Below are 24,691 nucleotides of genomic sequence, written 5' to 3'. Positions count from 1 at the left end.
TTATTCAACGTTTCATTAATGAACGTCTCATTAATAAAGTTTTTCAAGAGTACATAAACTCTTGTTAAAGTATGGTGGTACCGTGCATAAGCGCCCTTACATGTTAAGATGTAAGGGCTTTTTATTTGATTTATATTAAAAATTTATTTTTGAAAAATAAATTAAATGCAATATCAAATACTTTTTATTAAATTACACACTCACGAGTAACCATTTTCAAAACAAAATAATAACTATAAAAATATTAAGGGAGGATGTTAGCAATGGCTAATGCATTAATTGAAGATTTAAAATGGAGAGGTTTAATATATCAACAAACTGACGAACAAGGTATTGAAGATTTATTAAATAAAGAACAAGTTACTTTATATTGTGGTGCTGATCCTACTGCAGATAGTTTACACATTGGACATTTACTACCATTCCTAACTTTAAGACGTTTCCAAGAACATGGTCATCGTCCAATCGTGCTTATCGGTGGCGGTACAGGTATGATTGGTGATCCATCTGGTAAATCAGAAGAACGTGTTTTACAAACTGAAGAACAAGTGGAAGCTAACGTACAAGGATTATCAAAGCAAATGCATCGCTTATTTGAATTTGGTACAGATAAAGGTGCGGTTTTAGTCAACAATAAAGATTGGCTTGGACAAATATCTTTAATTAGCTTTTTACGTGATTATGGTAAACATGTAGGCGTCAACTACATGTTAGGTAAAGATTCCATTCAAACACGTTTAGAACACGGTATTTCTTATACGGAATTTACTTATACTATTTTACAAGCTATCGATTTCGGTCATTTAAATCGTGAATTAAATTGTAAAATTCAAGTTGGTGGCTCAGATCAATGGGGTAACATTACAAGTGGTATCGAATTAATGCGCCGTATGTACGGTCAAACTGAAGCGTTTGGTCTTACAATCCCATTAGTAACTAAATCTGACGGTAAGAAATTTGGTAAATCAGAGTCAGGCGCGGTGTGGCTAGACCCTGAAAAGACAAGTCCTTATGAATTCTATCAATTCTGGATTAACCAATCTGATGAAGATGTGATTAAATTCTTAAAATACTTTACATTCTTAGATAAAGAAGAGATTGATCGTTTAGAACAATCTAAAGAAGAGGCGCCACATCTTCGTGAAGCTCAAAAAGCATTAGCAGAAAACGTAACTAAATTTATTCATGGTGAGGAGGCGCTAAATGATGCGATTAGAATTTCTAAGGCTTTATTTAGCGGTGACTTGAAATCATTAACTGGTAAAGAATTAAAAGAAGGTTTCAAAGATGTACCTCAAGTTTCATTATCTTCTGAAACAACGAATATTATTGAAGCGTTAATTGAAACAGGTATTGCTACTTCTAAACGACAAGCACGTGAAGATGTTAATAATGGTGCTATCTATATTAATGGCGAACGTCAACAGTCAGTTGATTATGAATTAAGCAATGACGATAAAATTGATAATGAGTTTACAATTATTCGTCGTGGTAAGAAAAAATATTTCATGGTTAATTATCAATAAGTGATGTGTTAAAAATGACCTCCTAATCATCTCATTGATTGGGAGGTTTATTTTCAATAATAGGAGGTGCGTAGTGTGAATAAAGAACAATTGATGATGAAAAATTTTCGGGATATCTTTAATAAAATTGCTTGGCTAAACAAAGGAAAAATGGAAGAAGCGCTTAAAGGAAATAAACCAAGTGAAGTTCATTGTATTGAAGCAATTGAAGAGCTTAACGAACCTAATGTAAGGCGATTAACAGAAGCATTATTTATGACACGAGGCGCGATAAGTAAACTTACGAAACGTCTTGAGCAAAGAGGCTTAATAGAGAGTTATAAAAATCCTAATAATAAAAAGGAAGTTTATTTTCGGTTGACCGAAGCGGGTCAGCAAATATACCAAACCCATGAAGAACTTCATAAAGAATTTCAACGTAGGGATCAAGAGGTGTTTGATAATATCACCGAAGACGAATTTAAATCAATGATGCGTTTTGCTGAAAAATATAATGCGCACCTTGATCATGAAATAAAAAAGCAAGGATTATTACATTGAATATGGGGATATTGTAATTTCTTAAATACAATGAAATTGCAGTATCCTAAATTTTTACCGAATTATTGTTGACAAAGAAACAAAACGAGTGTATATTTTGTTGACGAAGAAACAATTTGAACGAAGGAGAATACAAATGGTAACATCTCATTCTCAATCCAATGGTGTCACTAAAGAGGTAATGACTGCAGCTTGGGCAATTGCTTTAGGCGCCATCGCTCCAATGTTAGATTCAACAATGATAAATATAGCTATTAAACAACTTAATCATACATTTAATAGTTCTCTAGATATTGTTCAGTGGGGAATTACAGGTTACGTATTAGCGCTCGCCATTGCTGTACCATTGTCCGGTTGGTTTATGAATCAGTTTAATGGAAAGAAGGTTTTTATTTTAGCAATGGCCGCTTTTGGCTTAACTTCTATATTAGCTGGAGTGAGTTGGAATATTATCGTATTTAATATCTTTAGAATTTTACAAGGATTTAGTGCGGGAGTTATCACAACTTTAATGTTTACATTACTTGTGAAAACAGCAGGGCAAGACCATATTGGTAAGGTTATGGCAGTGGTTAGTACGCCCATGATCTTCGGTCCTATATTGGGCCCTGTTCTTGGAGGATTTATTATCCATTTTGCGAGCTGGCGTTGGATATTTTTTATTAATATCTTTATCGTTATCATTGCAATACCATTGATGAATAAATATGTACCTCAATTTGAACCATTTAATAAAGACAGTAAATTAGATGTAATTGGAATATTATTATTATCATTTATGAGTATCAGCATAATCTATGGTGTGACGAAAGCTTCTGATGATGGTACATTCTTTACTTTGAAACCAATGATATACATTATCATGGGAATACTTTTAACGATTACTTATTGTATTTATAATCGTCTAAGACATTATCATACAGTTCTACCAATCAATTTATTTACACAAAAGAAATATGCTGCGTCATCTATTGGATTGTTACTTGCCAATATAGGAATTATGGGACCAATGTTAATTATTCCATTATTCTTCCAGAACTTTAAACATTATACTGCTATTGAAGCTTCTTTAGCTTTAATACCTCAAGGTCTAGGTATGTTAATTACAAGACCTTATATTGGGAAAATGATTGACCAAATCGGTGCGAAATATGTTGTCATAGTGAGCATTATTATAGCCATGTTTGGTACAGTGCCATTGATGGTTGTTTCAAATCACACGCATATTGTATGGTTGTCTTTGATACTTTTTATAAGAGGATGTAGCGTAGGTGGGATAAATCTTGGTCTTACAAGCGATGCTTATCAAGGCATTGACGATAAACAAATTGCCGAAGCGGGTGTAGGGATTAATATGATTGAAAATATTGGTTCTAGTCTAGGTACAGCCATTATCGCAACTGTAGTAGCATCTATGTTAGCACTAAATCATCCATCAATTTTACAAAGTTTAAGAGCTTATCATGCAGGTTTCTTAGTCTCAACTGTAGCATTGTTACTTATCGTTTTACCTGCGTTATTTCTTACGCACAAATCCAAAAAAATCGAATCATAAATACAGAAAAGCCAAGAGACACTATTGTTAATGTCTCTTGGCTTATTTGATTATTAAGGTCAAACAATTATTGCGCAAATTGACTTTGAGATTGTGATGATGAAGTTCGTGTCTGTTCTTTCAATTTTACTTCAATATCTTTAGTCTTGCCATCTCTAATGACTGTTAAGGTAATCGTTTCACCAGGTTTTTTATGTTCGTAAAGATATGATCTTAAATCAGTATCCTCTTTGACTTTCTTACCATCTACTTGAGTAATAATGTCTCCTTTTTTAACATTATTACTATTATCGGCTTTAGCAACATAAACCCCAGAATCCTTAGTTGTATGCAACTCTTTACGATAAGATTCAGGTATTTCACTTAGGTTGATTAATCCTATTCCTATAGAAGGGCGTTCAATTTTACCATGTTTAACGAGTTGTTCAATCGTGACTTTAACCTCATTACTTGGTATAGCAAACCCTATACCTTCTACTTGCTCGGACGCAATTTTCATAGAATTAATACCCACTAAATTACCGTTGATATCAACTAACGCACCACCAGAGTTACCAGGGTTAATAGCCGCATCAGTTTGTAAAACATTAACTTTAGTATTACCTGCAGATGTATTGGCATCAATAGTTCGTTCACTCGCTGAAATAATTCCCGAAGTAACTGAATTGGCGAACTCTAAACCAAGTGGGTTACCCATTGCGAAGACGCTATCTCCAGTCTGTACTTTAGATGAGTTAGCGAATTTGATAGACTTAATACCTTTAGTGTCCTCAATCTTAAGAACTGCAATATCAGTAAGAGCGTCTTTACCAATTAACTTCGCTTTTACCTGCTTGGAATTATGTAACTGTACTTTAATTTCGGATGCACCATCGACGACATGATTATTCGTAACGATGTAAGCTGAACCATTGCTGATTTGATAGATAACACCAGAACCAATACCTGCTTCTTCAGGTTTTGATGATTTGCCTTTTAATAAATCATCTAAGCTTGAAGATTTTTGCATATTAATAACTCCAACTATGGCCGGTGACACATCCTTAATCATATCGTGAACCGACTTGTATTTATCACTTTTACCATCAAGTTGGTTACCGCCCTTACTATTTGATACCTCTTGAACAGATGCACCATCATGATTGAGAACAGTATGATTAAGAACCTTTCCTATACCTAATACAAGTAGTGCACCAATAATTCCCGCAATAAGCGCAACTATAATTGTCTTAAACCAAGGAAATTTGGGCTTTTTATTGTATGAAGGACGTTGGTAATTGTCGTGTGACTGATGTTGTTGTGTTTGATCTGACATATGTAACCTCCAAATAATATTCTCTTCTATCTAATTATGTAATTTTTTTAAGAATTTGGCTAGTAAACGACTATCAGACTTTAGACGTATTTTGAAAGGTAGTTCAATTTTAAAAATGATAACTTTAATCACGTAACAGGGACGTCTATTGTTCTCGATTAAGGGAAATGATAAAATTTATATGTTAAAAAACAAAATCAAGAAGCGGGTGACATAATGTACAGCATTATAAGTAAAATTTTAGACGTCATTTTAGTCAAAATGGCTAAATCATTATATGTAATTGGAAAAGAAAATATTCCTAAAGATAGTAAATATGTAGTGACTTGTACACATGAAAGCTATAATGAAGTGATTATGTTAGGTATGGCATTACTACCAAATCAAATTCATTATATGGCTAAAAAAGAATTATTTAGTAATAAATGGGGCGGTAAATTCTTAAGCTCTTTAAATGCCTTCCCTGTAGATAGAGAGAATCCAGGTCCAAGCACATTAAAAAGACCTATCAATCTACTTAAAGAACATAAAACAGTTGGTATCTTCCCAACAGGTCACCGTACATCTATGGAAGGTGCACCATTAAAACGTGGTGCTGCAACTATAGCAATGTTAGGTAAAGCACCAATTTTACCGGCTGCATATGTAGGTCCAAAAAAAATTCATGGCTTAATTACAGGACAAGCGATGATAAAAATTGGTGAACCAATTGATACAACAGATATTCCAAAAGATTTAAAACGAAATGAAAAAGTAGAATATCTTACTAAAGAAATAGAAAAACGCACAAATCAATTACAAAAAGAACTCAATGAGATTGCTAAACGTTTAGAGGACTAATTAAGTAAGTTATAAACGCTTTGTATATGAGAACGTCAATTAACCTAAATTTGAAAAATTGACGTTCTTAAATTTTTGATGATAAATAAAACGTTTACATGTAAAAGGCATAAACTCACGAAATAGTTATAATTAATTAAAAATAGTGCATCTCTAAAGTCTTATTTTATGGTAAATTAATTAAGTAAAATTAATTATTAATATATGAAAAGCATTTCAATGTTTAATGTAATTTGAAATTTTATTAGAGGGATGATGTTCATGTACAAATTTTTTCAAAACTTAGGTAGGTCGTTAATGCTACCTGTTGCAGTATTACCTGCTGCAGCAATTATTGTAGGGATAGGTCACGTGCTAGACGCACTATCAATTTTGCCACAAGTTGCAATGTTCTTTACAAGTGTAGGGGAAACGATACTCGAACAACTAGGAATATTATTTGCAATTGGTGTTGCGATAGGTATGGCTAAGAAAAATGATGGTGCAGTTGCATTAGCTGCGACTTTAGGATTTTTCATAGTCACAGTCGTGCTATCGCCTAAAAAACTAGCACCTCTATTACAAGTAAAAACGACAGATGTTAATAGTGCTTTTGAGCAAATGACAAATGGGAATGTCTTTGTAGGGATTTTAATTGGTTTAATTGCAGCATTTTGCTATAACAAATTTAGTGAAACTGAATTGCCTGTGGCACTGTCATTCTTTAGTGGTAAACGTTTAGTACCTATCATGACCGCTTTTTTCTGTACATTTTTAGCTATTGTTTTACTTTTTGTATGGCCACCAGTATTTAATGCAATTGTTACTTTTGGTAAATGGATAGTAGGTATGGGACCATTTGGTGCATTGTTATATGGTTTCTTTAACCGTTTGCTTATACCAACTGGATTACATCATGCATTAAATAATGTATTCTGGTTTGATACTGCCGGAATCAATGACATAGGTAAATTCCAAAGTGGTAAAGATGCAGTTAAAGGTATTACTGGTCGTTACCAAGCAGGGTTCTTTCCTGTAATGATGTTTGGTATACCAGCGGCGGCGCTTGCGATGTATCATACAGCGAAATCTAGTCAGAAAAAACAAGTCTACGCTTGGTTCTTAGCAAGTTCTATTTCTGCTTTCTTTGTTGGAGTAACTGAACCAATTGAATTTGCTTTCATGTTCGTTGCACCAGTTTTATTTGTCATTCATGCTGCGTTAACAGGTTTATCGCTATTTATAGCGGCTATCTTTCACTGGACAGCTGGTTTCTCATTTAGTGCTGGGTTGATTGACTTTGTCTTATCACTCGTTAACCCAGTGTCAAATAAGCCATGGATGTTACTAGTTCAAGGTATCATATTCTTTATTTTATATTACGCTATTTTTAGATTCGTCATCCAAGTGTTTAACTTGAATACAATTGGTCGAGGGGATAACGAACTTGCGGATCCAACGGCAAACGCTACGTCTGAAAATAATTCTGCTACATATTCAGAATCTAAAGGCAAATATTATCATACAGCCTCACAAATTTTAGATGGACTAGGCGGCAGTGATAATATTTCAAGTTTAAATAACTGTGCTACGCGTTTAAGAATGGAATTAAATGATAATTCTATTATAGATGAACAGAAAATTAAAAATGCAGGTGCAGTAGGGGTTACTAAAAGTGGTAAACACTCAACACAAGTGATTATTGGTACACATGTTCAACAAGTTGCAGATGAAATAGAGAAACAAATGTAATAGTTATCAAAATATCTTATGGAAGGGCAAATCTATTGAAGGTTTGCCCTTTTAACATTAAACATGTAATATAAGTTGTATCAGAATTTTCTGAAAGGCCAGGTGTAAGTAGTGAAGTCCATATTATTTGATGTTGATGGTGTATTTTTGAGTGAAGAACGCTGTTTTGATGTTTCAGCAATAACTGTAGAAGAACTTTTGACGAGTGAAGGTATTTTTTTAGGTTGTGGAACATACATAGATTTTGAAAATGATTTAAATGATAAAAAGATTCAGGAAATACGAGAACGTGTATTTCAACATGATAAAATATTGAATCAATTAAAATCATTAGGATTAAATTCTAATTGGGATATGCTTTTTATCGTATTTAGTATTCATTTAATTGATCTTGCTAAGCAACTTGATCAATCACATAGATGTGAGTTTTTAAATTCTAGTACTTTTAATGAAAAAACTTTATTCGAAATGAATAAACATTTATTACATAAAGAGATAGATTACGAGAAACCTTTAGAAGTTATTGATTCCTTCAGAAATGGGAAAGATGCTATATATGAAGATTTAGAATCATATGCTAAAGACCAATTAGAAATTGATGATACAAAATTATTTAAATTAAAAAGTAATTTATGGCAACTCGCTAAAGATACATATCAAGAATGGTATTTAGGTAAGGATTTATTCAATAAAGTAGAAGAGGGTACCGCATTATTAGATTTTAAAAAGGGATTCATTTATGAAGAAGTGATACTTAAACCTCAGGAAGAAATTCAATTATTATTACAACATTTAAAGGAAGCGGGTTATCATCTAGCGATTGCTACAGGTCGTCCTAGAACAGAAACAATCATTCCTTTCGAATCATTAGGACTTAAATCATATTTTGATGATGAACACATTGTTACTGCCAGTGAGGTGTTAGATGCTGAGAGTGATTACCCAGAGTATCAACCTTTAGGTAAACCTAACCCATTTAGTTATATAGCTACATTGAATGGTAATGACAGAAATAGATACAAGGAGTATGCTACTCATCAGGAAAATATAGTGAATAAAGACGAGGTTTATATAGTTGGTGATTCACTTGCTGACTTATTAAGTGCGAAAAAAATTGGCGCTACATTTATAGGGACGTTAACAGGTCTAAAAGGTGATAAAGCGCAGCCAGAACTCGAAGAATATGGTGCTGATTACATCGTTGAGGATGTTACTAAAATAAGGAATATTCTACTATAAAAATTGGCTACAGAACGAGATTAAAATGTTCTGTAGCCTTAAAAATTATATTGTAAGTTTTGTACTAATAATTCTATTAAAACCGCCAGTTTCACGTAAAATATTGATAACATCTAAAGAGGCTTGTTGATCAATTGATAGAATCATAAGTGCGTCGCCACCTTCATTATTTCTACCTAATGTCATAGAGGCGATATTAATACCATGACTACCTAAAAGGTTACCAGTTTGACCAACAATGCCAGGTTTATCTTTATGACAAGTTACTATTTGATACTCATTTGGCTTGAAATCAAGTGAGAAGTCATTAATTCGAACGATTCTTGGACCAAATCCTGCTAGAACTGTAGCTCCGATTTTAATTTGATCTTTATCATTAGTTAACTTAAGTTCTACATAACTACTAAAATCAGAATGTTTTTTCTGCTTTTCAATATTATATGTTACACCTTGTTGGTTCAATAAAGCTAAAGCATTAATAATATTAACTTCTTCACCTAAATCTTCTTTAAGTATATTCGTCACAATTGTCCTAGTTATTAAACTTGTATCATTCGTGGCTAAGTCTCCAGCAAAGGTAATTTTAATTTCACTTGGAGCTCCCTCTAATAATTGAATTGCAAATTCACCTATAGTTGTACCTAAATCAACGAATGATTTGACTGTTTCATCAACATTACTTAAATCCATTTTTGGAGCATTTACTGCATGTTCAACCGTTCCATTTGTTAATATATCTACAATTTCCTCTGAAACTGAAACAGCTACTTTTTCTTGGGCTTCAACTGTAGAAGCGCCTAAATGTGGAGTAACTATTATTTTATCATGAGAAATTAATAGAGAATCTGTAGGTGGCTCATGTTCAAAGACATCAATGGCAGCACGATCTATCAAATTATTGTCTAGAGCATGAATAAGTGCTTCTTCATCAATAATTCCACCTCTTGCAACATTAATAATTTGGAGATTTGGTTTAGCTTTGTTGAAAAATGACTCCCCAACAATGCCACGTGTTTTAGGTGTTAAAGGCGTATGAACTGTAACGAAGTCAGCTTGTTCAGCAATTTCATCAACAGTTGCATTTTGAATATCTAGAGATTTCGCTTTGTCTTCAGTTAAATAAGGATCGAATGCTAAAATTTTCATGCCAAAACTTTGAGCACGTTTTGCAACACCTAGACCAATACGTCCAGCTCCGATGACACCTAGTGTTTTACCATATAGTTCTACTCCGCGAAACGCTTTGCGATTCCATTCTTTATTACGTAATGATTGATGCGCTTGAGGGATATTGCGAGCCATTGCTAAAATCATTGCAATTGAATGTTCTGTTGCAGAAATTGTATTACCATCAGGGGCATTAATCACTAAGATACCCTTTAACGTTGCAGCTTCAATATCAATATTATCAACCCCAACACCCGCTCGAGCGATAACTTTAAGACGTGAAGCTGAGTTGATAATTTTATCAGTGACTTGAGTCTGACTACGTACAATTAATCCTTCATAATTGCCGATGATATTGATTAACTCTTCTTCCGATAAATCAGTTTGAATATCCACTTCAAATTCATTATTATCTAATAAACTTTTTAAACCTTCTTCAGAAATAGGATCTGATACTAAAATTTTATGACTCATGTTTGATAACCTCCATAAATTGAGCAATACCTTTGCCGATATAATTTTTATTTCTAGATTCAGTTAAAAGAATTTCTATTGCTGAAACAACAGAGAGGATATCAAATGGAGACACTTTCCCCATATGACCAATGCGTAATATATGACCTTTCAAATGTCCTTGACCACCAGCAATTGTAATATTGAAACGTGATTTAAGTTGATCTTTTAAATAAGTTAATTCTTCTTTGTCTTTAGGTACGAAAGACGTTACAGTAGGAGAGGCATATGAATCATCTTTAACTAATAACTCTAAATCAAGAGATTTTAAAGCAGTACGTAAAGCGTTACGTATGCTATAATGGCGCTTTATAACATGATTTAATCCCTCATGTTTAACCAATTCTACATATGCATTAACTCCTCTAAATAAAGCAACATTAGGAGTGAAAGGTGTAGAATTCTGTTCTTGAGAGCTAAGATATTTATTTAAATCTAAATAAAATCGAGGTGTAGTTACTTCAGCAAAACGATCTTTAGCTCTGTCACTATAAGCAACAAAAGCAACACCAGGAGGTAACATGATGGCTTTTTGGCTACCTGAAACAAGAACGTCAATTTTATCTTTAATTAAATCAACTTCAACTGCACCAATACAACTTACACCATCTACGACAAAGTACAGTGAATTGTCATAATTTTTAAGAGCATGACCTAATTCATGTACAGGATGTAATACGCCTGTAGAAGTTTCACAAAACTGAGAGAATACCGCTGTAACACGATGATTTAATTGTTTTAAAAATTTAATGAAATCATTAACGTCAACAGCTTCTCCCCATGTAACATCGTAAACGTGCACATTTTTATAGTATGTCTCAGCGATTTGTTTAAATCTATTTCCAAATGCACCTGAGACAATAATAACGATGTGATCATCTGGATTTACGATATTCAGCATACTTGCTTCAAGAACACTTGTACCACTAGAAGTTAATATGAGTACTTCATTCTTTGTACCGAAAATAGGTTTCAAACCTTTAAATGCTTCATCAGCTATGTCTTCAAAATCTTTTGATCTATGTCCGACCATAGGTAATTGAATCGCGCTCATAATTGAATTTGGAACTGGCGTTGGACCTGGAGTTAATAATAAAGGTTGGTAATACTGCATAAACATTCCTCCCACTGTAAGATTTTTCTATTTTAGCAAATATTCTGAATATTTAAAACCCTAAATATCGAGCTATCACACTTATAAAACGTTTACATGTTTCCAATTTGTGATAGCTTTTGCAATTTAAACTAAAGTTGGTTCAATACGCACTTCAACATTATTTTTTATAGCATTTGAAATCATACAATTATTATCCGCAATTTTTAAGAGTTTTAGTAGTCTCTTCTTTAGATTATCTTTATGATTGTTGTCGACATTAATTTTAGGATAGTGTGTAATACACTCCATTTTGAATTTTCCATTTTCAAAGGAGGCAGTGCCAACAGATTGTTGATTAATGCGTATATCTTTATATCCAGCTCTTTCTAAAGTTGCAGCGAGTGAAATAATATAGCATGAGGAAGCTGCTGATACTAACATTTCATCAGGATTTGTACCTATGCCTTGACCACCTAAAGAATAGGGGATTGAAATCTGTTCGTTAATCAAATCTCCTTGAACAGTGCCTATCTCATTCCGTCCACCTTTCCACTGAGTAACTACTTTGAAATCATGCTTTACCATTTAGATTGACCTCCTGTGTCATTGTGGTAATTTAAGTTTAGAGTAATTTAAAAAAGATTAAAAGAAAGGTGACTTTCATGAAAATTGCACGTCCAAATCAAACTTTTCAAATCGTAGCACATAGAGGTTTGCCTGAAGATTATCCTGAAAATACACTTATTGCATATAAACATGCACTTATGCTTCATATAGATATGTTAGAAATTGATGTACATTATACTAAGGATAAACAACTTGTTATTATTCATGATGATACTATTGATCGTACATCTAATGGGAAAGGTAAAGTCAAAGACTATACTTTAGAAGAGTTAAGAGAATTTGATTTTGGTGTAAAAAGAGGTGATGCGTTCAAAGGTGAACGTATACCTACATTTGATGAGGTGCTTGATTTAGTTAATAATTTTTCAAAAAAGCTACTTATAGAAATCAAGACACCATCTCAATATCCAGGTATTGAAGAGATGATTGTAGATAAGTTAAAAGAAAAAGATATGCCTTCTCACAAAGTGATATTGCAATCATTTGATTTTGATTGTGTTAAGAAGTTAGCAAATATGAATTTAGAATACGAATTAGGCGTATTATTGAGTAAAAAGAAATATTGGTATAAATTACCAGACTTTAAAGAAATTGCGGAGATTGCAGATTATGCGAATCCAAATTATAAGTTAGTTACTAAAAGATTTATGAAACATGCCCATGAAGAAATGTTAAAAGTATTACCTTACACAGTTAATAAACCTAAGGCGGCTAAGAAACTTTTACATTATGGAGTAGATGGAATTATTTCAGACATACCTGAAGAAATGTTTAAGTTGTAGGGCGAACAATGAACGCCTAAGCTAAAGCTTATGCATAAATGCCACTAACCTCAAAATTATAAAGGAATACATGAGCTAAAGCTCATGCACTAAGAACCAGTAATTTCATAACTGGTTAAAGAAAGGAACGCCTAAGCTAAAGCTTATGCATAAATGCCACTAACCGTCATTGATGAGGAAGTGGCATTAAAAAAACCCCAATTCCGGAAAGGAATTGGGGTAAAATTTGAAGAAATCGATTATCTTGAGTAGTACTCAACGATTAATTGTTCATTGATTTCAGCTGGTAACTCGCTACGTTCTGGGAAGCGAACGAAAGTACCTTTTAAGCTGTCAGCATCGAAGTCTAAATATTCTGGTACGAAGTTGTTGATTTCAACAGACTCTTTAATGATGTTTAAGTTTTGTGATTTCTCACGTACTGTAATCACTTGACCAGGTTTTAGTGAATAAGATGGGATGTCTACGCGTCCACCATCTACTTCAATGTGACCATGGTTAACTAATTGACGTGCTTGACGACGTGTACGAGCTAAACCTAATGAGTAAACTACTGCGTCTAAACGACTAGCAAGTAAAATCATGAAGTTTTCACCGTGTACACCATATTGCTTACCAGCAATTTCGAATGTGTTACGGAATTGTCTTTCAGTCATTCCATATAAGTAACGTAATTTTTGTTTTTCACGTAATTGTAAACCATATTCTGATAATTTTTTACGTTGGTTAGGACCATGTTGTCCTGGTGCGTAAGGGCGTTTTTCTAATTCTTTACCAGTACCGCTTAAAGAGATACCTAAACGACGAGATTTTTTCCAGTTTGAACCTCTGAATCGAGCCATGTGAGACTCCTCCTTTTTCTTTTTTGTTGTTATGAAAAAACAAAAAAGAGTGTTATATGCTTATCGAGATATATTGTTTTATGTGTCTTCACCTTATAGCGTCAGTTACGTGACACGTCCGCGTCGGGAACAACATAGAGCTTGATAATATACAACTGCTATTTTCGTTAATTCACACAAATTTCATTGTACCAGTTTATTGAGAACTGTCAACACTTATTTATGATTGATTTAATTGTTTTTCTAGAATTTGAACGACTTGCTCTAAGCCTTCTTGATCATCCCAAGTAAATCTATCTTTTATCGGTGCATCAATGTCTAGGACGCCAATAATTTTATCATTAACATGAATAGGTATTACTATTTCTGATTTACTATTCGCATCACATGCGATATGCCCAGGGAATTGGTGAACATCACTTACACGTTGTGTAGCATCTTCAGAAACAGCAGTACCACATACACCTTTACCTATTTCGATATGCACACAAGCCGGATGACCTTGAAATGGACCTAAGATAAGTTCATTATCTTCTATTAAATAGAATCCGACCCAATTAACTTGATCTAAATGATCATTGATTAGGGCAGAAGTGTTGCTTAAAATTGCAATTAAATGATGTTCATCCTCGATTAAACTCTTTAATTGCTTGGTAAGCATCAAATAATTTGTTTCTTTTACGTTAGTCATAACTGTACCCCTTCATACGAAAGTTTTTAATAAGTATAAAGTTTTGAAAATAATCTAGCAATTAATACATTTTCTATTTTAATGAAAAGAGAATTTACGTTATAATGAAAGATGATAAAATAGGAGGAGAAGTATATGGTGTTATTTATCATATTAGCAATACTCGTAATTATATTAATTGCGATAGGCGTAATGTTCTACATGCGCTCGAATAAGAGAAATTCAATTGAAAAAGCTGAAGAGCGTAAAAATGAAATTGAAAAACTACCTTTTGATGACAACTTGAAAAAATTACAAAATTTAAACTTAAAAGGTGAAACTAAGACTAAGTATGATGCAATGAAAAAAGACAACACAGAAAGTACAAATAAATACTTAGCTCCCGTTGAAGAAAAAATTCATAATGCTGAGGAATACCTTGATAAATTTAAGTTTTCTGCAGCGCAAACTGAAATTGATGATGCGCATGAACTTATGGATCAATATGAAAACAATTATAATCAACAAGTATCTCAAGTAGATGAAGTTTTAGCTTTACATAAAGACAACGAAGCATTATACGATAAATGTAAGGTCGATCATCGTGAAATGAAACGTGATGTATTGGCTAATCGTCATCAATTTGGAGAAGCTGCTCAGCCTTTAGAGAAAGAAATTGAGAAATTTGAACCGAAATTAAATGAGTATGAAACACTTAAATCAGAAGGGAATTATGTTCAAGCTCATAATCATATAGCTGCTCTACACGAAGAGATGAATAGTCTTAAAGCTTATATGGAAGAGATACCTGATTTAATTCGCGAAACTCAAAAAGAATTACCAGGTCAATTCCAAGATTTAAAATATGGTTGTAGAGACTTGAAAGTTGAAGGATACGATTTAGATCATGTTAAAGTTGATGGAAACTTACAAAGTTTAAAAACCGAATTAAGTTTTGTAGAACCTATGATAAGTCGGCTAGAATTAGATCAAGCTAATGATAAGCTTGAAAGTATTAATGATAAGTTAGATGAGATGTATGATCTAATAGAGCATGAAGTAAAAGCTAAAAATGAAGTCGAAGAAACGAAAGATGTCATTACAGACGATTTATTCAAAGCTAAAGACATGAACTATACACTTCAAACTGAAATCGAATATGTGCGTGAAAATTATTATATTAATGAATCTGATGCACAAAGTGTCCGTCAATTTGAAAATGAAATTCAAAATCTCATTGCGGTTTATGATGACATCTTAAAAGAAATGTCTAAGTCGGCAGTTAGATATAGTGAAGTTCAAGATAATTTACAATATCTTGAAGATCACGTTTCAGTTATCAATGAGAAACAAGATAAACTTCAAAATCATCTTATTAAATTGCGTGAAGATGAAGCAGAAGCAGAAGACAATTTATTAAGAGTTCAATCTAAGAAAGAAGAAGTATATAGACGTTTATTAGCTTCAAACTTAACAAGTGTTCCTGAACGTTTCATCATTATGAAAAATGAAATTGATAATGAAGTGCGTGAAGTTAATAATCAATTTAGTGAACGCCCAATACATGTTAAACAGCTAAAAGATAAAGTTGCTAAAATCGTTATTCAAATGAATACGTTTGAAGATGAAGCGAATGATGTATTAGTCAATGCAGTATACGCTGAAAAATTAATTCAATATGGTAATAGATATCGTAAAGATCATAATAGTGTTGATAAGAGTCTTAACGAAGCGGAGCGTTTATTCAAAAATAATCGCTACAAACGTTCTATCGAAATTTCAGAACAAGCACTTGAAAGTGTAGAACCTGGAATTACTAAACATATTGAAGAACAAGTTATTAAAGAATAGGTCATATTTTATAAGAGCAAGACAGAATTTTTATTCTTAGTGAATCATTTCTGTCTTGCTCTCTTTTAATTTTGCTAGAAAATAGTATAATGCTTGAGTATCCAAATTTATAAAATGATTAGCGTTCGGGGTAATCATTTTCCGATTAAAGAATTTATTAAAGTGAAAGAGAAGTGTTATCAGTGATTTATTTAGACAATGCAGCCACTACAAAAGCTGATCAAGATGTTATTGATTCCTTCGTTAAAGTGAATCAATCATTGTACTTCAATCCTAATAGCCCTCATCAAGCTGGCTTACAAGCTGAACAAGTACTGAAGCAAGCTAAAGAAGAAATAGACAGTGTTTTAAATTTAAATCACCTGTACCATATCGTATTTACAAGTGGTGCTACAGAATCTAACAATATGGCTCTTAAAGGAATCGCTTATAGAAAAAGGGAAACAGCTAATGAAATTATTACCTCTGTCTTAGAACATCCCTCTGTATTAGAAGTGATGAGATATTTAGAGGAGAAACAAGGTTTTAAACTTAAATATGTTGATGTTAAGAGTGATGGTAAAATTGATACTGAACATTTAAAATCTTTAATGTCAGATAAAGTTGGGTTGGTCACATGTATGTACGTGAATAATATTATGGGCCAAATTCAACCAATTCAAGATATTGTTAATATCTTAAAAGACTATCCACGAGCACACTTACATGTAGATGCTGTACAAGCACTTGGGAAAGTGTCTATGAATTTAAATGGTGTTGATAGCTTGAGTTTAAGCGGACATAAATTTAATGGTTTAAAAGGGCAAGGACTTTTAATTATTAAAAATATACAAACTATTGAGCCAGTTGTGCATGGTGGCGGTCAAGAGTATGGTTTGAGAAGTGGCACTGTTAATTTGCCAATGGCTGTTTCAATGGTGAAATCAATCAAACTTACCATGGGTCGTTTAGATGAAGCCAGTCGTAAATTAATTAAAATGAATCAGTCAGTTAGAACATTTTTAGAAGAATTTAGAGGCGTTTACATTAATTCCCCTAAGGATAGTGCACCCCAAATTATTAATGTTAGCTTTCCAGGTGTTAAAGGTGAAGTGCTTGTTAATGCTTTTTCAAAACATGGTGTAATGATATCAACAACAAGTGCTTGCTCATCTAAACGTGGGAAACTTAACGAAGTGCTATTAGCAATGGGAGTTCCTGATGCAAGAATAGAAGCTAGTATAAGAATATCTATGGGAGTTCATACAACTGAAGAGGATATTCAAAGATTTAAAGAAGTATTTGAACAAGTATATGAAGAAGTTAAGGAGTTGTTAAAATAATGCACTACGATCATTTGCTCGTAAGATATGGTGAATTGACGTTAAAAGGTACAAATCGTAAAATGTTCGTTAATCAATTAAAGGATAACGTAAAACGCGCGTTAATTCCCTTACAAGGGTACCATGTAAAAGGTAAACGAGATCGCATGTATGTCGATATGGATCAAGATGCGGATATGAATGAAATTATTCATCGTTTAACTAAAGTTTATGGAATTAAATCCATAAGTCCTGTGATTAAGACCGATAAAACAGAAGAAGCAATATATGAAGCAGCGATTCAGCTAGCTCGTGATTTTGATGAAGGCTCTACTTTTAAAATAGATGTAAAACGTGTAGATAAATCCTTTCATTTAGATACCTATGCTTTACAACGTGAAGTTGGTGGCGCGATACTCAAGAATGTTGAGGGTGTTTCGGTTAATGTTAAACAACCTGACCATGAAGTGAGAGTTGAAATACGTTTGGATGCGGTGTATATCTTCGAAAAAATTATTCAAGGTTCAGGAGGCTTACCTGTAGGAACTGGTGGCAAGACGTTACTAATGTTAAGTGGCGGTATCGATTCACCGGTGGCAGGTATGGAAGTAATGAAACGTGGGGTTACAATTGAGGCAATTCACTTTCATAGTCCACCATTTACAAGTGAGAAAGCTAAAGATAAAGTGATTGAACTCACACGTATTTTATCAGAGCGTGTAGGACCTATTAAATTACACATTGTTCCTTTTACTGAACTACAGAAACAAATTAATAAGGTTGTTCACCCTCGATATACAATGACTTCAACACGACGCATGATGATGCGTGTTTCCGATGCGTTAGTTCATAAAATTGGTGCAAATGCCATCGTTAATGGGGAAAATTTAGGTCAAGTTGCCAGTCAAACACTAAAAAGTATGTATGCCATTAATCATGTAACTTCCACACCAGTTTTAAGGCCATTATTAACACTCGATAAAGAAGACATTATTAAAAAGGCTCGAGATATTGGTACTTATGAAACATCTATCCAGCCATTTGAAGATTGCTGTACAATCTTTACACCTAAAAATCCTGTAACCGAACCTGACTTTGATAAAGTTGAGAAATATGAAGGGGTATTCAATTTTGATGATATGGTTCAAACAGCAGTGGATAATATTGAAACGATGACTATCGATCAAAATTATAAAAGTGAGAAAGAACAATCAACTGATGCTTTAATTGAAGATTTATTTTAAAAATTAAGTATTGGCGAGCGAACCATCTAATAATAAAGGGGAGAATGAAGTAAGTGGATTGGCATCTATCTGTAATCGTTACTATTATGTTTTTTGGGTTTATCGCCTCGTTTATTGATTCAGTAGTTGGTGGCGGTGGATTAATTTCTACTCCTGCACTTTTAGCAGTAGGGTTACCACCCTCAATTGCATTAGGAACTAATAAATTTGCAAGTTCATTTAGTACATTAACAAGTGCTTTTAAATTTATACGTTCTGGAAAAGTAGATTTAAAAGTAGTCGGGAAGCTTTTCCCATTTATATTTATTGCATCAGGAGCAGGAGCAATCTTAGCAACTTATTTACCCGCGAATATATTAAAGCCACTCATTATTGTCGTTTTAACGATAGTTATTGTATACACTATTGTAAAAAAAGATTGGGGTAGTGTCAGAAGCTTCACTTCATTTACATTTATTAAGGCATTCATTTTTTCAATCATGTTTATCATTTTAGGATTTTATGATGGCTTTTTAGGTGGAGGTACGGGCTCATTCATGTTATTTACTTTACTCATGTTTGGGTTTGACTTTTTAAGTGCAGCTGGTAATGCAAAAGTTCTGAACTTTGCATCAAATATTGGTGGGTTATTACTTTTTATCATGCTAGGTCAGGTCAATTTTACTTATGGATTCATTATGGCATTAAGTATGATTGTAGGTTCTTATTTTGGTGCTCATTTTGCTTTGAAAAAGGGCGTTGGATACGTTAAAAATTTATTTATTTTAGTAACTGCAGTCCTTATATTAAAAAATATATATGATTATGTAATGCAGTTGATGCACTAATCTTTAGTAACTGACGTTAAGATTATTCGTTTAATCTAGATGTCAGTTTTTTTGGATGTATATGTAATTAATGATACCTATAAGAGTTTAATGCTCATTTGAAAATTAAATTGTTTACATTAAAAAATTGAATTACTACTAAAATTTGTCGTATGATAATATTAAATACTTAAAATATAGGAGGTCATCATAATGACTGAAATTACTTTTAAAAATGATCCTATTACATTGTCAGGTCAACAGGTAAAAGAAGGTGACATTGCACCCGACTTTACTGTATTAGACAATAGTTTAAATCAAATAACATTAGAAGATTATAAAGGGAAAAAGAAATTAATTAGTGTAGTTCCTTCTATTGATACAGGAGTATGTGACCAACAAACACGTAAATTTAATGAAGAAGCATCTCAAGAAGATGGTGTAGTATTAACAATTTCTGTTGATTTACCATTCGCTCAGAAAAGATGGTGTGCGTCTAATGGTTTAGAAAATGTTGTTACATTAAGTGATCACAGAGACCTATCTTTCGGTGAAAACTTTGGGGTAGTTATGGAAGAATTAAGATTATTAGCACGCTCAGTTTTTGTATTAGATGAAAGTAACAAAATTGTTTATAAAGAAATTGTTAGTGAAGGTACTAACTTCCCAGATTTTGATGCTGCTTTAGAAGCGTATCGCAACATTTAAGTTGAATTCGTATCATTGACAGTGATTAACTAAGTGTCCATACTTGTTTAAGAAATTGAAAGTTAGATAAAGTGTTTAATTTCTATAAATTATGAATGGGCACTTTTGGTTAGAGAGGGTTTTTTATGACTGAAGAAAATACAATTATGGAACGCTTATTCCATGCATTAGATGAAAAAGCTAAATCCTTAAATGAAGAGAATGGACAAAGCTTCATTGAAAATTTAGGGTTAGCTATGGAGGAAATTTATACCAATAAAAGAGATTTACTCGAACAAGCTACACTTCAAGATAGAAGAAAAGCATTTCAATTTGCATATTTAAGTTTAATGCAAGAAGAGAATATTCAAGCAAACCACCAAATTACTCCTGATTCAATAGGTTTAATACTTGGTTTCTTAGTTGAACGATTCATGCAAGATAAAGAGGAGATGCATGTTGTTGATATCGCTAGTGGTGCTGGACACCTAAGTGCTTCTGTTAAGGAGGTACTTTCGGATAAAACAACGATGCATCATCTCATTGAAGTAGATCCAGTGTTATCTCGAGTAAGTGTACATTTAGCTAACTTCTTAGAAATTCCATTTGATGTATACCCTCAAGATGCTATTATGCCACTGCCTTTAGAAGAAGCAGATGTGGTAATTGGAGACTTCCCAATTGGCTATTATCCAGTAGATGAGCGTAGTAAAGAAATGAAACTTGGCTTTGATGAGGGGCACAGTTACTCTCATTATTTATTAATTGAACAAGCTATAAATGCATTAAAAGGGGCAGGTTATGCGTTTTTAGTCGTTCCAAGTAACATTTTTACTGGAGATAAAGTGAAACAGTTAGAAAAATTTATTGCTACAGATACTGAAATGCAAGCATTTTTAAATCTACCAACAACGTTATTTAAAAATGAAAAAGCACGAAAATCTATACTTATTTTACAGAAAAAACAACCTCAAGAGACTAAACCTGTTGAAGTCTTATTAGCTAATATTCCTGATTTTAAAAATCCACAGCAATTTCAAGGGTTTATTAGTGAATTAAATCAATGGATGGACACAAATCATACAAAAAAATAATCTGTAACAATATAGTATTCAAACTGTAATAATGATAAAATGAACTGTGTGAAAAATATAACTAAACAAATGATGGAGGACAATGACCTATGTCAAAATTAATTTTGGCGGTAAATGCTGGTAGTTCATCTTTGAAATTCCAGTTAATCAGAATGCCGGAAGAAAAGTTAGTAACCAAAGGCGTCATCGAGCGTATTGGTTTAAGCGATTCTATTTTCACGATTGTAGTTGAAGGGGAAAAGCTTACTGACGTTAGAGATATAAATGATCATGAAGAAGCAGTTAATATTATGTTAGAAAGCTTTAAAGAACATCACATGATTGAAGATATCAATGAAATTGAAGGAACAGGTCACCGTGTAGTGCATGGGGGAGAGAAATTTCCAAAATCAGTAGTTGTAACGGATGAGGTAGAGACTCAAATTGAGGAGTTAAGTGAGTTAGCTCCACTGCATAACCCAGCTAATCTAATGGGAATAAGAGCTTTTAAAAAGTTATTACCAAATATCCCTCATGTAGCTGTATTTGATACATCTTTCCACCAAACAATGCCTGAACAAGCTTATTTATACAGTTTACCTTATCATTATTATGAAGATTATGGCATTCGTAAATATGGCTTCCATGGTACAAGTCATAAGTATGTATCTAGAAGAGCGGCAGACATTTTAGGAAGACCGATCGAAGATTTAAGAATTATTTCTTGTCACATTGGTAATGGTGCGTCAATAGCTGCGATTGATGGCGGAGAATCAATTGATACATCTATGGGTTTCACGCCATTAGCAGGTGTAACAATGGGTACACGTTCAGGTAATCTAGACCCAGCGTTGATTCCGTTTATTATGGAAAAGACTGGTAAAAATGCAGACGAAGTATTAAATATTTTGAATAAAGAATCCGGTTTACTAGGTTTAACTGGTACGTCAAGTGATTTACGAGACTTAACTGAAGAAGCTAAACATGGACGTCATCGTGCACGTGTAGCACTTGATTTATTTGCATCGAAGATTCATAAATACATTGGCTCTTATGCGGCTAGAATGCATGGCGTTGATGTTATTGTATTCACAGCTGGTATAGGAGAAAATTCTCATATTATTCGAGGTAAAGTTCTAGAGGGACTTGAATTTATGGGTGTATATTGGGATCCGAAGAAAAATGAGAGTCTTCACGGAGATGAAGGGTATATTAACTATCCCCATTCCCCAGTAAAAGTATTAGTTGTACCAACTGACGAGGAAGTTATGATTTCTCGTGACGTTATCAAATATGGTGGGCTAAAAGAGGAATCATCTGAAGAACAAAGTGTTAACACTGAAACTAATAATTGATTAATAGGTAAAAGTATAACTTGTGATCGCATAACCATATGAATGGTTATGCGATTTTTAATTTTTAACTAGAGAGAGAAATAAAATTAAGAAAGCCTATCAACGACTTTTATAATGACGTTGATAGGCTATTAAATGAATATATTCTTACTTTTAAATATTAAATTTAATCTTGATATCTTTCACGTAATCTAGGCGTAGCTACTTGTGGTTGGAAATCTTCAGGAATTTCTTCTGTACGTACAACTAAAACATCACATGGCGCGTGGCGTACGATTGCTTCTGATACTGAACCTACAATAAAACGTTCTACAGCATTTAAACCTGAAGTACCACTCATGATTAAATCAGCACCTACTTCATGTGCTAATTTTTTAGGGATAATCGCTTTAGGTGAGCCAAATTCTAAACGTGTTTCTACATTTTTTACTCCTGCATTTGAAGCTACTTCTTTATAACCTTTAAGTAACTCCTCAGAAAAATGTTTAGATTTCTCAGTGAACTGAGCATCATAGACTTCATAAGAAGAGTATGTTCTTGAATCGATTACATTTACAATTGTTAATTTTGCATCGTTACGTTTAGCAACTCCTACAGCTTTATTAAAAGCCCATTCTGCTTCGTGTGAACCGTCGACTGCGATTAAAATATTTTTATACGTAATCATCGCTCGTGCCCCCTTCATGTTTCTTAACTCTATTTTAACATAATTGACAGAATATTTAATTATCAATAATTACAAATTTGTGTATTTTTTATGATTGCGCTTTCAATACTTTCGCGTTAGGATGTAAGAGGAGGTGGATGGAATGAAAATTGGTATTCCAAAGGAGATAAAAAATAACGAGAACAGAGTGAGTTTATCACCAAGTGGCGTACATGCACTTGTAGAGCAAGGACATACAGTCTTTGTTGAAACAAACGCAGGACTAGGTTCATATTTTGAAGACGTTGACTACAAAGAAGCTGGAGCAGAGATCGTATCTGAACAGGCGAAAATATGGGATGTAGATATGGTAGTCAAAGTTAAAGAACCATTAGAATCTGAATATCAATTCTTTAAAGAGGGGTTAATTCTCTTCACTTATTTACATTTAGCTAATGAAGAGAAATTAACTCAAGCTTTAGTAGATAATAAAGTTATTGGTATTGCATACGAAACAGTGCAATTACCTGATAAATCATTACCATTATTATCACCTATGAGCGAAGTTGCCGGAAGAATGTCAACTCAAATCGGAGCTGAGTTCTTACAAAAAGTTAACGGCGGCATGGGAATATTACTCGGTGGCGTACCAGGTGTACCTAAAGGGAAAGTAACAATTATAGGTGGAGGTCAAGCCGGTACTAACGCAGCTAAGATTGCTTTAGGCTTAGGCGCTGATGTCACTGTGCTTGATGTTAATCCAAAACGTTTACAAGAACTTGATGACTTATTTAATGGAAGAGTACATACAATTATGTCCAATCCACTAAATATTGAAATGTTCGTTAAAGATAGTGACTTAGTTATTGGTGCTGTACTTATTCCAGGTGCTAAAGCTCCCAACTTAGTCACTGAAGATATGATTAAGCAAATGAAAGCAGGATCAGTGATAGTAGATATCGCTATTGACCAAGGTGGTATTTTCGAGACAACTGATAAAATTACTACACATGACGATCCTACTTATACAAAACATGGTGTTGTTCACTATGCTGTGGCTAATATGCCTGGCGCTGTACCACGTACATCAACATTAGCTTTAAATAATGCTACATTACCTTTTGCGCAAACTTTAGCTAATAAAGGTTATCGTGAAGCGTTTAAATCAAATCATGCGTTATCCTTAGGATTAAATACTTACAAAGGTCATGTTACGAATAAGGGTGTAGCTGAAGCGTTTAACTTAGAATATACTTCTGTTGAAGATGCGCTTAATCAATAATTA

The 24,691-nt window shown here is 33.3% G+C and carries 22 protein-coding genes; 15 read left to right on the top strand and 7 right to left on the bottom strand.

Going from position 1 to position 24,691, the window contains the following annotated elements:
- Positions 1-263: 263 nt before the first annotated feature.
- From tyrS to HMPREF3154_RS05570, 3 genes are all read left to right on the top strand, one after another.
- The gene (gene tyrS, locus HMPREF3154_RS05580) at positions 264-1,526 is read left to right on the top strand and encodes a tyrosine--tRNA ligase (protein WP_002434727.1); all 1,263 of its coding nucleotides are present in this window, start codon (positions 264-266) and stop codon (positions 1,524-1,526) included.
- A gap of 75 nt (positions 1,527-1,601) precedes the next feature.
- Complete coding sequence (locus tag HMPREF3154_RS05575; RefSeq protein ID WP_023350100.1) at positions 1,602-2,066, top strand: MarR family transcriptional regulator; 465 nt, start codon at positions 1,602-1,604, stop codon at positions 2,064-2,066.
- Between the two features lie 136 nt (positions 2,067-2,202).
- A complete protein-coding gene (locus HMPREF3154_RS05570; protein ID WP_023350101.1) occupies positions 2,203-3,621 on the top strand; it encodes a DHA2 family efflux MFS transporter permease subunit in 1,419 nt (472 codons plus the stop codon).
- 67 nt (positions 3,622-3,688) lie between these two features.
- On the opposite strand, the gene HMPREF3154_RS05565 is transcribed toward HMPREF3154_RS05570, so the two are convergent.
- The gene (locus tag HMPREF3154_RS05565; RefSeq protein ID WP_023350102.1) at positions 3,689-4,936 is read right to left on the bottom strand and encodes a S1C family serine protease; all 1,248 of its coding nucleotides are present in this window, start codon (positions 4,934-4,936) and stop codon (positions 3,689-3,691) included.
- A gap of 216 nt (positions 4,937-5,152) precedes the next feature.
- Between HMPREF3154_RS05565 and HMPREF3154_RS05560 the strand changes: the two genes are divergently transcribed.
- The 3 genes from HMPREF3154_RS05560 (at position 5,153) to HMPREF3154_RS05550 (ending at position 8,746) form a co-directional block, all read left to right on the top strand.
- Entirely contained in the window at positions 5,153-5,776 is a 624-nt protein-coding gene (locus HMPREF3154_RS05560; RefSeq protein ID WP_023350103.1) for a lysophospholipid acyltransferase family protein, read from the top strand.
- 261 nt (positions 5,777-6,037) lie between these two features.
- The gene (gene nagE, locus HMPREF3154_RS05555; RefSeq protein ID WP_023350104.1) at positions 6,038-7,507 is read left to right on the top strand and encodes an N-acetylglucosamine-specific PTS transporter subunit IIBC; all 1,470 of its coding nucleotides are present in this window, start codon (positions 6,038-6,040) and stop codon (positions 7,505-7,507) included.
- A gap of 111 nt (positions 7,508-7,618) precedes the next feature.
- Entirely contained in the window at positions 7,619-8,746 is a 1,128-nt protein-coding gene (locus HMPREF3154_RS05550) for an HAD family hydrolase (RefSeq protein WP_023350106.1), read from the top strand.
- Positions 8,747-8,791: 45 nt separating this feature from the next.
- On the opposite strand, the gene serA is transcribed toward HMPREF3154_RS05550, so the two are convergent.
- The 3 genes from serA to HMPREF3154_RS05535 form a co-directional block, all read right to left on the bottom strand.
- The gene (gene serA, locus HMPREF3154_RS05545) at positions 8,792-10,387 is read right to left on the bottom strand and encodes a phosphoglycerate dehydrogenase (protein WP_023350107.1); all 1,596 of its coding nucleotides are present in this window, start codon (positions 10,385-10,387) and stop codon (positions 8,792-8,794) included.
- Entirely contained in the window at positions 10,377-11,540 is a 1,164-nt protein-coding gene (locus tag HMPREF3154_RS05540) for a pyridoxal-phosphate-dependent aminotransferase family protein (protein WP_023350108.1), read from the bottom strand. Before HMPREF3154_RS05540 ends, serA begins: the two co-directional genes overlap by 11 nt.
- A 126-nt stretch (positions 11,541-11,666) precedes the next feature.
- Entirely contained in the window at positions 11,667-12,107 is a 441-nt protein-coding gene (locus tag HMPREF3154_RS05535) for an SACOL1771 family peroxiredoxin (RefSeq protein WP_023350109.1), read from the bottom strand.
- Between the two features lie 77 nt (positions 12,108-12,184).
- Between HMPREF3154_RS05535 and HMPREF3154_RS05530 the strand changes: the two genes are divergently transcribed.
- Positions 12,185-12,931 carry a glycerophosphodiester phosphodiesterase gene (locus HMPREF3154_RS05530; protein ID WP_023350110.1) on the top strand — a complete coding sequence of 249 codons (747 nt, stop codon included), beginning with the start codon at positions 12,185-12,187 and terminating at the stop codon, positions 12,929-12,931.
- 239 nt (positions 12,932-13,170) lie between these two features.
- On the opposite strand, the gene rpsD is transcribed toward HMPREF3154_RS05530, so the two are convergent.
- Both rpsD and HMPREF3154_RS05520 read right to left on the bottom strand, forming a co-directional pair.
- The gene (gene rpsD, locus HMPREF3154_RS05525; RefSeq protein WP_002434877.1) at positions 13,171-13,773 is read right to left on the bottom strand and encodes a 30S ribosomal protein S4; all 603 of its coding nucleotides are present in this window, start codon (positions 13,771-13,773) and stop codon (positions 13,171-13,173) included.
- Between the two features lie 220 nt (positions 13,774-13,993).
- Complete coding sequence (locus HMPREF3154_RS05520) at positions 13,994-14,464, bottom strand: GAF domain-containing protein (RefSeq protein ID WP_002434826.1); 471 nt, start codon at positions 14,462-14,464, stop codon at positions 13,994-13,996.
- 135 nt (positions 14,465-14,599) lie between these two features.
- Here HMPREF3154_RS05520 and ezrA point away from each other — a divergent pair, with 135 nt between their 5' ends.
- The 7 genes from ezrA to HMPREF3154_RS05485 all read left to right on the top strand — a co-directional run bounded on the left by ezrA (position 14,600) and on the right by HMPREF3154_RS05485 (position 22,760).
- The gene (gene ezrA, locus HMPREF3154_RS05515) at positions 14,600-16,294 is read left to right on the top strand and encodes a septation ring formation regulator EzrA (RefSeq protein ID WP_002434719.1); all 1,695 of its coding nucleotides are present in this window, start codon (positions 14,600-14,602) and stop codon (positions 16,292-16,294) included.
- Positions 16,295-16,476: 182 nt separating this feature from the next.
- The gene (locus tag HMPREF3154_RS05510) at positions 16,477-17,616 is read left to right on the top strand and encodes a cysteine desulfurase family protein (protein WP_023350111.1); all 1,140 of its coding nucleotides are present in this window, start codon (positions 16,477-16,479) and stop codon (positions 17,614-17,616) included.
- Entirely contained in the window at positions 17,616-18,839 is a 1,224-nt protein-coding gene (thiI, locus tag HMPREF3154_RS05505; RefSeq protein WP_002453446.1) for a tRNA uracil 4-sulfurtransferase ThiI, read from the top strand. Before HMPREF3154_RS05510 ends, thiI begins: the two co-directional genes overlap by 1 nt.
- A gap of 53 nt (positions 18,840-18,892) precedes the next feature.
- Positions 18,893-19,666, top strand: a complete 774-nt coding sequence (locus HMPREF3154_RS05500; RefSeq protein ID WP_023350112.1) for a sulfite exporter TauE/SafE family protein — start codon at positions 18,893-18,895, stop codon at positions 19,664-19,666.
- Between the two features lie 192 nt (positions 19,667-19,858).
- Positions 19,859-20,353, top strand: coding sequence for a thiol peroxidase (gene tpx, locus HMPREF3154_RS05495; protein WP_002434812.1), 495 nt, complete (start codon positions 19,859-19,861; stop codon positions 20,351-20,353).
- A gap of 125 nt (positions 20,354-20,478) precedes the next feature.
- Entirely contained in the window at positions 20,479-21,426 is a 948-nt protein-coding gene (locus tag HMPREF3154_RS05490) for a class I SAM-dependent methyltransferase (protein WP_002453444.1), read from the top strand.
- Positions 21,427-21,515: 89 nt separating this feature from the next.
- Positions 21,516-22,760, top strand: a complete 1,245-nt coding sequence (locus tag HMPREF3154_RS05485; RefSeq protein ID WP_002434682.1) for an acetate kinase — start codon at positions 21,516-21,518, stop codon at positions 22,758-22,760.
- Between the two features lie 166 nt (positions 22,761-22,926).
- Here HMPREF3154_RS05485 and HMPREF3154_RS05480 read toward each other — a convergent pair whose 3' ends face one another.
- The gene (locus tag HMPREF3154_RS05480; protein ID WP_002434800.1) at positions 22,927-23,427 is read right to left on the bottom strand and encodes a universal stress protein; all 501 of its coding nucleotides are present in this window, start codon (positions 23,425-23,427) and stop codon (positions 22,927-22,929) included.
- Positions 23,428-23,569: 142 nt separating this feature from the next.
- Here HMPREF3154_RS05480 and ald point away from each other — a divergent pair, with 142 nt between their 5' ends.
- Complete coding sequence (ald, locus tag HMPREF3154_RS05475; RefSeq protein WP_002469674.1) at positions 23,570-24,688, top strand: alanine dehydrogenase; 1,119 nt, start codon at positions 23,570-23,572, stop codon at positions 24,686-24,688.
- The last annotated feature ends 3 nt before the right edge of the window (positions 24,689-24,691 follow it).

It is taken from the genome of Staphylococcus sp. HMSC06C11 (genome assembly GCF_001808345.1).
Taxonomy (GTDB): Bacteria; Bacillota; Bacilli; order Staphylococcales; family Staphylococcaceae; genus Staphylococcus; species Staphylococcus capitis.
The sequence above is the reverse complement of the archived record's forward strand: the minus strand, read 5'-3'. Positions and strand labels throughout refer to the sequence as shown.